Origin of the sequence: Treponema bryantii (assembly GCF_900113965.1) — a bacterium.
Lineage (GTDB): Bacteria > Spirochaetota > Spirochaetia > Treponematales > Treponemataceae > Treponema_D > Treponema_D bryantii_A.
Window position 1 is genome coordinate 67,288 of sequence record NZ_FORI01000008.1, and the last position, 13,725, is coordinate 81,012.

At 38.9% G+C, this 13,725-nt stretch carries 13 protein-coding genes; 6 read left to right on the forward strand and 7 right to left on the reverse strand.

What is annotated here, in order from left to right:
- Window positions 1–73: 73 nt before the first annotated feature.
- From BM161_RS10915 to BM161_RS10940, 6 genes are all read left to right on the forward strand, one after another.
- The gene (locus BM161_RS10915; protein WP_074932655.1) at window positions 74–1,183 is read left to right on the forward strand and encodes an IS110 family RNA-guided transposase; all 1,110 of its coding nucleotides are present in this window, start codon (window positions 74–76) and stop codon (window positions 1,181–1,183) included.
- A gap of 47 nt (window positions 1,184–1,230) precedes the next feature.
- A complete protein-coding gene (locus tag BM161_RS10920) occupies window positions 1,231–3,432 on the forward strand; it encodes a methyl-accepting chemotaxis protein (RefSeq protein WP_143090549.1) in 2,202 nt (733 codons plus the stop codon).
- A gap of 76 nt (window positions 3,433–3,508) precedes the next feature.
- Entirely contained in the window at window positions 3,509–4,546 is a 1,038-nt protein-coding gene (locus BM161_RS10925) for a lysylphosphatidylglycerol synthase transmembrane domain-containing protein (protein WP_074932658.1), read from the forward strand.
- Window positions 4,543–5,253 (forward strand): CDP-alcohol phosphatidyltransferase family protein, encoded by a 711-nt coding sequence (locus BM161_RS10930; RefSeq protein ID WP_074932661.1) that lies wholly within the window; start codon window positions 4,543–4,545, stop codon window positions 5,251–5,253. Before BM161_RS10925 ends, BM161_RS10930 begins: the two co-directional genes overlap by 4 nt.
- A 54-nt stretch (window positions 5,254–5,307) precedes the next feature.
- Window positions 5,308–6,066 (forward strand): phosphatidylserine decarboxylase, encoded by a 759-nt coding sequence (locus BM161_RS10935; protein WP_218150253.1) that lies wholly within the window; start codon window positions 5,308–5,310, stop codon window positions 6,064–6,066.
- A 13-nt stretch (window positions 6,067–6,079) separates the two neighbouring features.
- Complete coding sequence (locus tag BM161_RS10940; protein ID WP_083425779.1) at window positions 6,080–6,706, forward strand: phosphatase PAP2 family protein; 627 nt, start codon at window positions 6,080–6,082, stop codon at window positions 6,704–6,706.
- 3 nt (window positions 6,707–6,709) lie between these two features.
- Here BM161_RS10940 and BM161_RS10945 read toward each other — a convergent pair whose 3' ends face one another.
- From BM161_RS10945 to fmt, 7 genes are all read right to left on the reverse strand, one after another.
- Window positions 6,710–7,267: a flavin reductase family protein gene (locus tag BM161_RS10945; RefSeq protein WP_074932665.1), complete on the reverse strand. Its 558-nt coding sequence runs from the start codon at window positions 7,265–7,267 to the stop codon at window positions 6,710–6,712.
- 16 nt (window positions 7,268–7,283) lie between these two features.
- Window positions 7,284–7,913: an HAD-IA family hydrolase gene (locus BM161_RS10950; protein ID WP_074932666.1), complete on the reverse strand. Its 630-nt coding sequence runs from the start codon at window positions 7,911–7,913 to the stop codon at window positions 7,284–7,286.
- Between the two features lie 64 nt (window positions 7,914–7,977).
- Window positions 7,978–9,369: an RluA family pseudouridine synthase gene (locus tag BM161_RS10955; RefSeq protein ID WP_074932667.1), complete on the reverse strand. Its 1,392-nt coding sequence runs from the start codon at window positions 9,367–9,369 to the stop codon at window positions 7,978–7,980.
- A gap of 17 nt (window positions 9,370–9,386) precedes the next feature.
- Window positions 9,387–10,115 (reverse strand): ribose-5-phosphate isomerase RpiA, encoded by a 729-nt coding sequence (gene rpiA, locus BM161_RS10960; protein WP_083425780.1) that lies wholly within the window; start codon window positions 10,113–10,115, stop codon window positions 9,387–9,389.
- Window positions 10,116–10,123: 8 nt separating this feature from the next.
- Window positions 10,124–11,599, reverse strand: coding sequence for a shikimate dehydrogenase (aroE, locus tag BM161_RS10965; RefSeq protein ID WP_244882812.1), 1,476 nt, complete (start codon window positions 11,597–11,599; stop codon window positions 10,124–10,126).
- Window positions 11,600–11,629: 30 nt separating this feature from the next.
- Window positions 11,630–12,709 carry a PASTA domain-containing protein gene (locus BM161_RS10970; RefSeq protein ID WP_083425781.1) on the reverse strand — a complete coding sequence of 360 codons (1,080 nt, stop codon included), beginning with the start codon at window positions 12,707–12,709 and terminating at the stop codon, window positions 11,630–11,632.
- A 41-nt stretch (window positions 12,710–12,750) separates the two neighbouring features.
- Window positions 12,751–13,716: a methionyl-tRNA formyltransferase gene (fmt, locus tag BM161_RS10975; RefSeq protein ID WP_342351353.1), complete on the reverse strand. Its 966-nt coding sequence runs from the start codon at window positions 13,714–13,716 to the stop codon at window positions 12,751–12,753.
- Between the last annotated feature and the right edge of the window lie 9 nt (window positions 13,717–13,725).

The window sequence follows — 13,725 nt, forward strand, 5'->3', positions numbered from 1 at the left end:
CATTGAGACTGAATGGGAGATTGGAACACACTACCGATTAGACTTTCCGCGATAGAATCAGACGGAGGTCATCATGACATTTTTTATTGGCGTTGATTTGCACAAAACACAGTTTACTGTTCATGTGCGTACCGAAGAAGAATCTGAATCTCTAGATCAGATTAAACAGTATCCGACATCACCAGACGGGTATGCAGAGTTTCTTGCGAGAATAAGCAGATACAAAGCGACTGGTGCTGATGTAAAAGTTGGAGTTGAGTCTACAGGGAATACGAGATACTTCAAGAATCAGGTTGAGAAGGCTGGTGCTGAAGTCACTGTCATCAACACCCTGAAGTTCAGGGTAATCAACGAGTCTACCAAGAAAACTGATAAGCATGATGCTTCAACGATTTCAGAATTTCTTTCAAAGGATATGCTTCCAGAAAGCTATCTTTGTGGAAAAGAGACAGAGAATATCAGACGTTTGTTGAAATCAAGAGAAAGACTTGTACGTTCAACTGTCGGTCAGAAGAACGAAATTCACGCATTACTTGTGAGTTTAGGGCTTTCTGACGAGCTTAGAAGCCTGCAAAGTAAAAAAGGGCGCCAGAGAATTCTGGACACCCTTGAGTCGAATAACGACTACGTGCTCGAAGCACAATCAGTAAAACTGATGTTTGAAATTATAGAACGAATTGAAGAAAGCGTAAAGATAATTGAAAAACAGCTGGTTGAACTGACAAAAGACGATGAGATGGTAAACCGGCTTCTGACAATCCGTGGCTGTGGAAAAATCACGGCATGGACAATCAGAGCTTATACAGAAGACATATCAAGATTTGCGACAGCAAAGAAATATGCGGCCTTCTGTGGACTTGTTCCCTGGGTACAGGATTCGAATGAGACCATTCATCATGGAAAGATTACAAAACGCGGCCCTCAAGAATTGAGAACCTGTTTTGTACAGTTAGTGTTGGGAATTCGTCGTTGCAAAGATACTTCAAACTGGAGAATGATGCAGCGTTATGAATATATGAAAACAAATAAAGGCAGCGGAAAATCAATTGTAGCCGCTGCAAGAAAGATGGCAGAAATCGTCTGGGCAATGCTCAGCGACAAAAAAGATTTTGATGCACAAAAGATGATTGGCAAATACAAACCAATGTCACTTGCAGAAGAAGCTTTGACTGCCATGAATTAAGTATTATAGAAAGTCGACTTGTTCGTTGACTTTTTATGGGAGTTTATATGGCAGGTCTTAATTTCATTAATAAAAGTGTTCGACGCCAGCTTTCCATTCCTATTGGTTGTGTATTGTTTATCCTCTTAACTATCTGTTCTCTTGCAATCACCAAAACTATTCAGGATGTCCTTTCAGATCTTTCTTCAAAATATCTTGAAGCATCGGCTGCAAAATATAGTGAAAGCGCTGCAAAAATTCTTGTTTCAGAATTTAATATTGCAAAAACTCTTCAGGCTTCTATCGAAGGTTATGAAGACATTCCTGAAGACGAACGACGAGATTACATTAACAATCTTCTTAAGCACACTCTTGAATTAAATCCGGGGCTTATCGATTCTTACTGTATTTTTAAGGCAAATATGCTCGATGGGCGTGACGCAGAATTTGCTAATTATGATGAAACTTATGATGAAACAGGACGGCTTATTCCTTACTGGACTAATGATGGTAAGGAAATCAGTTGTATTGCCTTAACAGATTATGAAGGCAGTTTCTGGTACGAAGAGCCTATGAAAGCAAACCGCGGTATTCTGATTCAGCCGAATCCATACGAAGTTGGCGGCCAGATGATGTGGGTTTGTGGTGTTGCCTTCCCTATTCATAACAAGAAAAATGAAATTGTCGGTATGCTTGGTGTTGATATGTCACTGAGTTCACTTTCAACAATTCTAAAAACAGCAAAGGTTTATCAATCTGGTTATCTTTCTTTGATTGCTCATACAGGTCTTACAGCGGTAACTAAAAACTCTGAAAACGAAGGTGAAGTTTGCGAAGATTTCGTTAATCCAAAAACTTCAAATCTTTTTGCAAATGCAACTAAGACTCTTGAACCTTTTGATTTTAAGAAAAATGAAAATGGAACTTCTATCATTAAACTTTATCAGCCTCTTACTGTAGATGGTGCTGACGAAGTCTGGTTCCTGGGTGTAAACGTTCCGGAAAAAGAAGTATTCTCTATAGTCTCAACAATCACATTCTTTGTTTCTGTACTTTTTTCAATCACTCTTATAATCGTTATCCTCCTTACTTACTTCATCATCCGAAAAGTTTCTAAAGAAATGTACAAGGGTGTTGTTGCAATGAAGAACATTGCTCAGGGTGACGGAGACTTAACAGTCCGCATGAAGATTCACACCAACAACGAACTTGGTCAGATGTATACCTTCTTTAATCAGACAATCGAAAAGATTCAGGATTCGATTAAGCAGGTAAAAGACCTTGCGGACCGCATGAGTGTAGATGGACGCGAACTTGGCGACAACATGACTGAAACTGCAGCTTCTGCTAACGAAATTACCTCTAACATTGAAAGTGTAAACCGACGTGTTAAGTTACAGAGTGAAAACGTAGTAGACGCTGCAACTTCTATGCAGAAGATTCAGACTAGCGTTACAGATTTAATTTCTACAATTCAGTCTCAGAGTTCAAGCGTTATTGAATCTTCTTCTGCCGTTGAAGAGATGGTTGCTAACATCAATTCGGTAACCAGCATTCTTAATAAAAACAGCGGAACTATTACTGAACTTGAAAATTCTTCTAATGCCGGCCGTACAAGTATTGAAAGCACTGTACAGGCAACTGTTAAGATTCAGGAACAGTCTAAGATTCTTCTTGATGCCAGTAAGGTTATTCAGAACATCGCGAGTCAGACAAACCTTCTTGCGATGAATGCCGCAATTGAGGCTGCCCATGCCGGTGACTTAGGTAAGGGATTCAGTGTCGTTGCAGATGAAATCCGTAAGCTTGCCGAAGATTCTAACAATCAGGGTAAGAAGATTACAACTAACCTTAAGGAAGTTATTGAAACCATCAATGTTGTTACTGAGTCTACAAGACAGATGCAGGAAATCTTTAATCAGATCTTTGACTTTACTCAGAAGGTTTCTGAACAGGAAACAACAATTCTTAATGCTATGCAGGAACAGAGTGAAGGTGGTACTCAGATTCTTACTGCAATGCGTCAGATTAATGATATTACAGCACACGTTAAAGACGGTGGTGATGTAATGCAGATGGAAACTGACTCTGCTACAGAAAAGATGGAGAGCCTTAGCCGCATCACTGACGAAATGACTGCTAGTATTGAAGAAATGGCTATCGGTATTGAAACTATCAACAAGGCTATTAACAATGTTAATGACCTTACACATCAGAATACCGAAAACCTTGGTCTCCTTGGTGAATCTGTAGAGAAGTTCAAGGTATAGCATTTTTCATCGATATAGCTTTTTTAACAGAATAGTTCACACCTTCTTCATAATATGATATTATAACAATTCATTTATGAAGAAGAAAATTCTGTGGGCAGTCATTACATTTTGTCTTTCTGTACTGACAATCTATGCCCTCTTCTACAATAGTGGACTTTCTCTCTCCGAACTCTGGCAGGATATTGAAGAAGCCTCTCCTATCTGGCTTGTTCCTGCCGCACTGTGCATGTTTGGATTTATCTTCTTTGAAGGCCGTTCTCTTGTTCTGATTCTACGTACTCTGGGATACCCTGCTAAAAAACGAAGAGGCTTTCTCTACGCCGCCGCAGACATTTACTTTTCTTCCATCACACCTTCTGCAACCGGCGGCCAGCCTGCAAGCGCATATTTTATGCATAAAGACGGAATCTCTGGAGTTGCCGTTACAGTCTCATTAATCTTAAATCTTACAATGTACACACTGGCAATCTTTACGCTGAGTATTCTTTCCTTAATCTGTTTTCCAGGCGTATTTCTGAGTTTTGAACTGCCAGGTAAAATTCTGATTTTGATTGGCATTGCAATGATGATTTTGATGTCCATCTTCTTCATCATTCTTTTGAAAAAACAGAGTATTCTTATAAAGACTGCAAATATAATAATTTCAATTTTAAGAAAACTTCATATGAAGACCGCTGCAGACAAGCTCCATTCAAGACTTGATACTGTAATTGAAAACTACAATGAATGTGTGGTTACTCTTGCCGGAAAAAAGAAGCTGCTTATCAAAACTTATTTTCTGAATCTTTTACAGAGAGCCTCTCAGATTCTTGTTACAGTTTTCTGTTATTTTGCAATTCACGGAAATATTGGCGACGGACTTCGAGTATTTGCAATCCAGACTTATGTTGTAATGGGTTCAAACTTTATCCCTGTTCCGGGTGCTGTAGGAATTTCTGAGTTCCTTATGTACATTGGATACACAATGCTTCTTAGTGATGAAGCTGCCTATTCACTTGCAATTTTAAGTCGTGGTATTTCTTTCTATACATGTAGCATTATCAGTATTATTACTGTAATATTTGGATATATAATTATCCGTTATCACCGAAGAAATGAGGAATTAATATGATTGGATTTTATGATTACACTGTAGTTCTAACCTACCTTTCACTTCTTTCTGCAACAAGCGGAATTATGCTTTGTCTTAATGACATTGGACATCCATATCTTGGAATGTTCTTTCTTATGTTCTGTGGACTTTGCGATGCATTTGATGGAAAGGTTGCACGAACAAAGAAGAACCGTACAGAACAGATGAAGCAGTTTGGCATTCAGATTGACTCTCTTTCTGATCTTGTAGCTTTTGGTGTTCTTCCTGCTTGTATCGGAATTGCAATGCTTAGAAGCAGCATCGAATTTTCAATTTTCCCACAATTTAAATTTCTGCACCTTGAAGATAAGTCTACTGTCATAAAGGTTATTCTTACAATTATCGCTGTATTCTACTCTCTTGCGGCAATGATTCGCCTTGCATATTTTAATGTGCTTGAAGAAGAACGTCAGAAGACAGAAGGTGGCGGAGTAAATAAAACTTATGTCGGACTTCCTGTAACAAGTGCGGCTCTGGTATTCCCTACAATTCTTTTGATTCATATTTTCTGCAGTGCAGATTTGACTCTTTTATATTTCATTTTCCTGTTTATTGTAGGCTATCTTTTTTTTGCTGATATCAGAATTAAAAAGCCTACAACAAGGGGAGTTCTGATTATGATTGCAATCGGTACAATTGAAGCACTCATTCTGGGATTTGTTTTTATTGTAATGAAACGTCAATAAATGGATTCTCTTACCTTTTTATATAAAACAGTCTGCGGAAGACTCTTTCTAAAATTGCTTAGCACACGAGCTGTTTCTAAGCTTAGCGGAGTCTTCCTTGACTCCCGTCTTTCCTCCTTTTTGATTAACAGCTTTGCCCGTAAAAATAATATTGTTCTGGATGACTATGAATTAGAATACATCAAATCCTTTAACGAGTTTTTCAGAAGAAAAATTAAAGCTGGCAAACGTGTTTTTGACACGGAACCAGAACATCTTTGCGCACCGTGCGACGGACTTCTTTCTGTATGGAATATTCAAAAAGATACTGTAATTCCCGTAAAGCAGTCTGCATACACTGTAGAACGTCTTTTACGGGATCCCCAGCTTGCCTCAGAATTTGAAGACGGACTTTGTCTTGTATTCCGTCTTTGTGTAAATCACTATCACAGATATGCCTATGTTGATTCTGGAAAAAAAGGTGCCAATATTTTTATTCCCGGAGTTCTTCATACCGTGCGTCCAATTGCACTTGAAACTCTGCCGGTCTTTACAGAAAACTGTCGTGAGTATACAGTAATAGAAAACCCTGTTTTTGGAAAACTTATTCAAATGGAAGTTGGTGCAATGCTCGTTGGCAGAATAGTCAATCTGGAAGGCGAAGGCACTGCTGTACGCGGAAAAGAAAAAGGCTTTTTTGAATACGGTGGATCAACTATCATTGTTTTACTGAAAAAAGATTCTGCAAAAATTAAGGATGAAATATTATCAAACTCAATAGCAGGAATTGAAACTCCTGTTAAAATGGGTGAACAGATTGGTGTAAAAGCCTGAGTAGGAGATTATTATGAAAAAGTATTGCAGCGCTATTTTCTGGGGCATCTGTTTTATTATTTTTACAGTGCTTGTAAAGTTTGTTGATGTTCAGCCAGTGGGTGCTGAAGCCTCACTGATTGGTTTTGCAAATCTGAATACAGCTGTATTCCAGCTTTTGGGGACTAATGATTTCTGTTATAGACTCACTCAATGTTTAGGAATAGTAGCCATTGCAACAGCTGCCCGTTATGCTATAGATGGATTTATTCAGCTTATTAAGCGTAAAAGTTTATTTAAAGTTGATAGAGAAATCCTTATGGTAGGAATTATTTACGCAATTGTAATTATTCTTTATGTACTTTTTGAAAAGCTTGCAATAAATTACCGTCCAATAATTACTGACGAAGGACTTGAAGCTTCCTACCCTTCAACTCACACAATGCTGATTCTTACAGTCTTTGGAACTGCAATTCCACTTGCCGGAAAATATATAAAAAATCCAAAAACTGCAACACTTGAAAAAATATGTTTAATTATATTTATGTGGGTGACAGTTGTATGCAGACTTTTAAGTGGAGTTCACTGGTTTACAGATATCATTGGCGGCCTTCTGATTTCACTCGCACTTATCAGTCTGTACAAAGCTTTGCGTAATTAATAATTATTTAAGTTCTTTACCGTCTGAAAAAGCCTTTCCTACTACTTCTCCAAGTACATTATAATTATGTGCAACCGGGTCGTAGCAGATAGGCTTTAATTTTGCAGCATCAATTTTACCATCTGTAAGAACTGATTCATCTGCAGAAATATTAATAATATTACCAACAATATAATCGCTGTCATCACTCATCTGAACAAGTTCACACTCGAGTACCATTGGAAGTTCATTGATTACAGGAGCATCTACAAATTCTGATTTTGTTACTGTAAAGTCTGCTTTCTTGATTTTATCTGGCTCTGTATTTCCGCTTACAATTCCAAAATAATCACATTCCTTTACATGAACGGCATCTGCCATACTTACAGTAAAGGCTTTACGTGCAGCAATGTTCTTTGTTGTTTTATGACTTTTATCGAGACAGATTCCAATCTGATTTGTATCGTGGATTCCACCCCATGCAGCATTCATTGCATCTGGATTTCCATTTTCATCATAAGTAGCAATGATTAATACCGGCATAGGATACATAAAAGTCTGTTTACCAAAATTCTTTTTCATTTATAACTCCTGTTTATTAATTGTGTTTTAAATACTGCTCTGCAGTTTTATGAATAAGGCTTAATGCTTCTGTTGAATCTTTTGCCACCATTCCAGGATTCATTTTTTCCAGAGATGCAGCAGAGTTTAATCCCCAGGTTATGGAAACAACGGGAATCTGAGCGTGTCTGCAAGCTTCAATATCACGGATTTCGTCTCCTACATAAACAAAGTCCTGCTTCAACTGTTTTTTTGCTTTTACGAGAGCATGTCTTTTTCCAAATGTTGGTACTCCGGTTTTCACATAAGAAAAATAAGACTCTAATGAATTTCGTTTTAAGAAATCAGTAACATTATCTTCTGAATTTGATGTGATAATACCAAGCTTAAAACCAGAGTTCTTCAAATCATCAAGAATCTCTTTTACTCCGGGAAAGATTTGGATTTCAGCAGATCGCTCATAAATCTTTTTCCTTAAGAGCCATACAAGGTACGGAAATTTCCACATCTTAATTCCGATATTCTGTACAACTTCTATTGCAGAAAAATCTTCATGTTCTTCTCTTTTAATTTTTGAATACTTAAAATGATCTGCATAATCATTAATTATTGAAAGGCCAAGTGAAATGGTATCTGCAAGAGTTCCATCAAAATCAAATATAATCATAATTAATAATACCACGATTCTGGTTATATTACCATAACAAGATTTTTATCTTTTTCTAATGTGATTAAAATGGTGGCTCGCAGATGATATGAATAAGTTCGCCGCTTACCGGCTGTCTGAAGGTGATTTCTTTAGCATGCAGCATGAGACGTTCGCCTTTTTTGCAGGTTCCATACAGAGAGTCACCTGCAATTGGGATACCAAGACCGCCAAGTTCTACGGGACAGCTGGCGGCAAGACGGAGCTGGTGGGTGCGGCCGGTGAGCGGAGAGAATTCGATGCGGGTAAACTTTCGCGGACGGTCACTTCGACTCTGCTCAGTGACCGGGGAGTTTACCTGCTCTACACCAATCTTTCTCCACTCAGTAATTCCGAGTTTGCCGTTTATTTTGTCGTAAATCTGATGTGGACGGTTATCTGGATCCAGGCGGAATGGGAGTTCGGTTCTTCCTTCCGGTTTTCCGTGTAAAACTCCATCAAGAAGAGCTATATATTTTTTATGTATAAGGCCTGAAGCAAACTGTTCGTTTAATTTTCTGTGAGCTTCTGCATTAAGTGCACAGATTAAAATGCCCGATGTTTCCATATCAAGTCTGTGAGCAGCACATTGTTTTGGAGCTTCTGGAAAGAGTCGGCAAACACGTGCTTCAACACAATCCTGTTTTTCCTCGCCTTTTCCAGGTACAGACAGAAGTCCGCTTGGTTTATTTACAACTACAATATCATTATCACGATATAGAATTTCCAGTCCCAGAATTGAAGGAAGAATAAAGCCGCATCTTTCGTCGCACGGCGGATAGGAAACTCCATTCTGTTTATTTTTCGTATCACAACCGTAATAAACTTCATCCATACTTACGGGTTCCAGACCATGAGCAAAAGCATAACTTAAAAGCTTTGGAGCACAACAATCACCAGTTCCAGTTGGCGGCAGATGATTACCGTGCTGCGTAATAATCTTATTAAGAGAAATTGATTTACCGTCATACTGTTTGAATTTATATAAGTTAAATACTTTTTTCAGAGATTCGTCAGTTAGTCGGGTTCTCTGATTTATTAATTGTTTTCGCTCTTCTGAAGTTTTATTAACTAACGTTAGTTTGTTTATCTGCTCTGTAAGTTTGTGAATTTCAAGATCATTTTCTTCGAGAGCTGAATCAATTTTATCTGATGAAACGATTGAAGGAACAAAAATAGATTTTTCAACGAAAGGACTATATGATGGTCGTGTAATTTTCAGCTGTTTATTGTTTCCACTTACAGCATATAAAACAACACGGCGACCAGTTTTTTCAGATTTCTGCCAGCAGACCAGGGCGCCAATCATAACACCCTGACCTTTCCGTTCCTCACTTAATCTTCCGCACTGAACAAGCTCAACCTCCCCCTTTTCTATAAGCGAGATGAGCTTCTGACAGTAATGACGTGCAGATTCCTGCGGGAACGGTGGAAACATTCGCTGAACGTTTCCGTTTATTTAAGGTTTCTGATTTCTACAGAACCATCTTCTTTTGAAATGAAAACAATCGGCTTATTCTGAGTAAAGAGACCAGTTTCTACTACACCGACAATCGAATTGATTTTTGCTTCCATTTCAGGAACATTAATTGGTTCTTTCCAGGTACAGTCAAGAATCTGATTTCCATTATCTGTAATAACTGGACCAGCTTTGCGCACACCTTCACGAAGAACAGCAGTTGCTCCAAGAGAAGCAAGAGCGTTCATTACAGGCACACGGGCATCACCGATAATTTCAACAGGAACAGGGAACTTAGTTCCGATAGACTGAACAGACTTAGAAGAATCTGCAATTACAACGAAAATCTTTGCGTTATATTCAACAATCTTTTCGCGAACGTGAGCAGCTCCACCGCCTTTAATACAGTTACAGTCAGGATCAACTTCATCAGCACCATCAATTGCAAGATCAAGCTGTCCGCCGATTACCTTATCATTCATTGTATAAACAGGAATACCATAATCCTGGCAGGCATTCTGTGTCTGAAAGCTTGTTACTACAGCTTTTACATCCTTGAGGGTTCCGTCTGCAATACGTTCTGCAAGACGTTTTACTGCAGGCATTGCTGTTGAACCAGTACCAAGACCAATCTTCATGCCGCTGAAAATAAGTCCTTTTTCAATAAGAGTATCAACGGCAGTGTTTGCAACCAATGTTTTCTGTTCTGACTGTGAAAGAGACATTTTTATCCTCACTCATAACTACGGCCCGTAAACAGCTTAAACTGTTCATAAGCCTGATATTCAAGCATTTTATATCCGTTACAAACACGACAGCCAGAAAGTTCTGCCCTTCTCATAACCGGTGTTGTAGACGGTTCATATATAATATCAAAAAGAAGTTCATTACCACGGAAATCATAAAAATAAATCGGGTCATTTTCTGCATTAGAAGGACCTTCAGAATTCATACCAACCGAAGTAGTCTGAACAATAAGATTAGAATACTCATCAAGCTTTGCGGCACAGTGTGCATCGAGCTGGCAGTAATTAAATCCATATTTATCTGCAAGCTGCATTGCGGCTTCTACAGTTCTGTTGAAAATACAAACACGTGCGCCCATCTGCTTAAGAACATAAACGATTGCCTTTGCAGCACCACCGGCTCCAATTACAGCAACCTTCTTATGTTTAATTTTTACAGGACCCAGGAATTCTTCCAAAGCTCTGCGGAAGCCCGGAGCATCTGTATTATATCCAAGCCATTTATTATTCTTTCTGACAAGAGTATTGCAGGCGCCAATCTGAGCAACTTCAGGAGACTGCTCATTGATATAATACATTACAGATTCTTTATGAGGAATTGTAACAGAAAGTCCTTTTACGCCAGCACCTTCACAAAAAGTCAAAGTATCAGAAATTAATTGAGAGCGGTATGGAATATAAACTGCATTAATCTTCTTTTCTTCATACCCTTTATTGTGAATCGCAGGGCTTGAAGTTTTTAAGAGCGGCCAGCCTGCAATTCCGTAAAGTGCAGTTTCCTGATTAATTGATTTGAAGTGATACATTTCATTAATTGTAACAGGATCAATATGACCGATTGCTTTTGTATTTTCGATTACTTCTTCCGGTGAAACATAAGTAAGGAAAGAATTAGTACGACTTGCAAGAACGCGAGAAGGAAAACCTTCCGGTCCCATTGCACAAAGAATATGCTCGTACTGAGTCATTGCCTCACCTTCTTTCAGAAGATTAAGAACATCAGAAAGAGAATGCGGCATAAAAGCAATCTTTGGAATTTCATAACCGGTTTTACGCATTATATCGCAGCGTTCACGGATATTCAGAATCGGTTCTTTCATGCTGTGACAGCTTCGGATAATGCGAACACCAAAAGCCATAGCCGCATCCTGAATACTTGGAATATGAAAATCTTCTTCGAAATCTACAAAGGCAAAGTTCTTTGATTTATCTGGATTTGCAAAAGCGAGGGCACGTGCAAAAAGATTTGTACGTGCAAAGTCACCGCCTGTAAACTGACCGCCGTCAATATCGCGGCGGATTGTAAGAATACAAGGCTGATATATCATCGCTGGAAAACGACGCGCATATAACTGTTCATCTTCATTAAGATGATCAACACGAAGCTCAACAAGATCAATATACTTTTCGTATTTTTTTACAAGCTTAAGATTCTCTTCAAGAGTCTTGCCTGTAAGCGTCATACATACCAGCGGTTGGTTCATGATTAATCCTTAGTTTACTGTCTTTTTAGACACAACTTTATTTACTACTGTAAGTTCAAGAGTTGTTCCCTTTGGAACTGCATAAGGCACAGTTACATTTCCACCCGGATGGTTGAAGCTAAGCAGAGTATAAGAGTCGCCCTCTGCAGGATAAGCTTCAATCTTCATTGGTACAGGATATGGATAATCTGCAACCTTCTCCTGATAGATTCCATAAATATTGTCGTTGTATTCACCAGAAGGCAATGCCATTTCAAGTGTTACACGTGTATAATTTGGAACAAACTCGCTGTCAAATGCCTGCTGATCAACAACAGTACCAGGCTTTTCATCACCAGCAGCCTTATGAGAAGTAATATCAAATACGAGCTTGCTTCTTGTAATAATCTGAAGAAGGTCATTAACACTCTGACCAATAAGATATGGAGCCTTTGTATTTTCGTAGTTTGGACCACGGCTTACAACAAGCTGTACAGTAACAGGTTCAGAAATCTTTGTTCCAGCAGGTGGATCCTGTTCAAGGATTGTTCCGGCATCAGAAACATCTGGTTTGTATTCAGGTTCTGCGAGTACGATGAGAGGCTTTGTCTGACCGGCGAAAAGAGTCTGAAGCTTCATGCGAAGATCTTCAATGTTCATGCCAGTATATTCATCAACCTTATCAACAATTACACCACGGCTTACAACAAGAGAAACACGACTGTAGCCTTTTACAATTGCACCTGCATCTGGAGACTGATCAAGAATAGTTCCTTCATCTCCAGGAATATCTGAATAACGAAGGCTGATTTTTGGATAAAGCTCTTTTACCTGCATTTCAAGAAGTGCATCTTCAAGATTTTTTCCTACTACATTAGGAACAAGAACTTTTTCCGGCCCCTTAACATTCATAAAGAAGATTGCAAAGGCTGCAAAACACATAAGGGCAAACGCACAAAGACAGATTCCAAGAAAAGCCGGAATGCTTGTCTGGAAGTTATCATAAGATTCAGAAAAGTTTACCTTAAGGTTAGGTTTCTTTTTATTCTTAAAGATATTTTTGATTTTAGAAGATTTAGTTTCTGTTTCGTAATCTTTGTTGTCGTCCATATTTTCCTCTATTTTTATTCTGATATTTCGATTTATACTAATTATTCAAGAACAGTGCCAATAAAGTTTCTGGCTCCATTCATAAAGCTCTTATAGTCCATGGCGTTCTTGCCCTGGCGCTGAAGCTTTCTTACAGAAAGAATTCCTTCCCCTGTTTTTATAAGAATACCGTCCGGCTTTGAAAATGCCAAGACCGTACCGGGAACTCCGTCTGCACCACCTGTAACCGAAGCATCTCCCGTAAAAAGCCTTGCTTCAAGAATTCTTAAAGGAGCACCGTTTTCCATACACCAGCAGCCAGGCTCCGGATAGTATGCACGGATTTTTGCTTCAATCACTTTTGCACTTTCGTTCCATTTAATGCGGCCATCTTCTTTTGTGATAATTCCTGTATAGGAAGCTTCACCAGACTGTGGCTTTCCTTCTGGAAGTTTTCCACTGGCAACGCATTTTTTAATAACTTCAAGGATGAGCTTTGCACCCTCCTCTGCACTGTAGTTCAAAAGTGATTCACCAGTTTCTGTACCATTGAGATCTACAACTGTCTGTGCAAGAATATCACCCTCGTCCATTTTAAGTCCGAGAGTCTGAATTGTAACAGCTGTCTGTTTATCACAGTTAAGAATTGCGGCAGGCACCGGAGTACATCCACGGTATTTTGGTAAAAGAGAAGGATGAAGATTGATTCCACCAAGCGGAAAAAGCTCCAGAAACTTTGGGCCAAAAATATGACCATAGGCAAAGCAAACAAGAAGATCCGCATTCAAAGGACGCACTGCTTCACGTGCGGCTCCATCAAGATGTTCTGGAGTAAGAACTGGAATTCCACAGCTTTCGGCATAAGCAGCAACTGAAGTTGGAATAAGATCCTTATGACGTCCTTTTGCAGAAGGCGGATTCGAAAGAACACCTGCAATCTCAAAGCCGTTTTCTTTCTGAGCGTTTGTGAGAATCTCAAGTGTTTTTTTAGCCGCTTCCGGGCTTCCTGCAAACAAAACTCTAATCACTGTAGTCCG

Excerpts from the sequence above, each read along its gene's own strand:
- BM161_RS10940 (WP_083425779.1), top strand. The coding sequence starts at position 6,080 with ATGAAAAAGTATTGCAGCGCTATTTTCTGGGGCATCTGTTTTATTATT.
- BM161_RS10920 (WP_143090549.1), top strand. The coding sequence starts at position 1,231 with ATGGCAGGTCTTAATTTCATTAATAAAAGTGTTCGACGCCAGCTTTCC.
- rpiA (WP_083425780.1), bottom strand. The coding sequence starts at position 10,115 with ATGTCTCTTTCACAGTCAGAACAGAAAACATTGGTTGCAAACACTGCC.
- BM161_RS10925 (WP_074932658.1), top strand. The coding sequence starts at position 3,509 with ATGAAGAAGAAAATTCTGTGGGCAGTCATTACATTTTGTCTTTCTGTA.
- BM161_RS10950 (WP_074932666.1), bottom strand. The coding sequence starts at position 7,913 with ATGATTATATTTGATTTTGATGGAACTCTTGCAGATACCATTTCACTT.
- BM161_RS10955 (WP_074932667.1), bottom strand. The coding sequence starts at position 9,369 with ATGTTTCCACCGTTCCCGCAGGAATCTGCACGTCATTACTGTCAGAAG.
- BM161_RS10930 (WP_074932661.1), top strand. The coding sequence starts at position 4,543 with ATGATTGGATTTTATGATTACACTGTAGTTCTAACCTACCTTTCACTT.
- BM161_RS10945 (WP_074932665.1), bottom strand. The coding sequence starts at position 7,267 with ATGAAAAAGAATTTTGGTAAACAGACTTTTATGTATCCTATGCCGGTA.
- aroE (WP_244882812.1), bottom strand. The coding sequence starts at position 11,599 with ATGACGCTTACAGGCAAGACTCTTGAAGAGAATCTTAAGCTTGTAAAA.
- BM161_RS10915 (WP_074932655.1), top strand. The coding sequence starts at position 74 with ATGACATTTTTTATTGGCGTTGATTTGCACAAAACACAGTTTACTGTT.
- BM161_RS10970 (WP_083425781.1), bottom strand. The coding sequence starts at position 12,709 with ATGGACGACAACAAAGATTACGAAACAGAAACTAAATCTTCTAAAATC.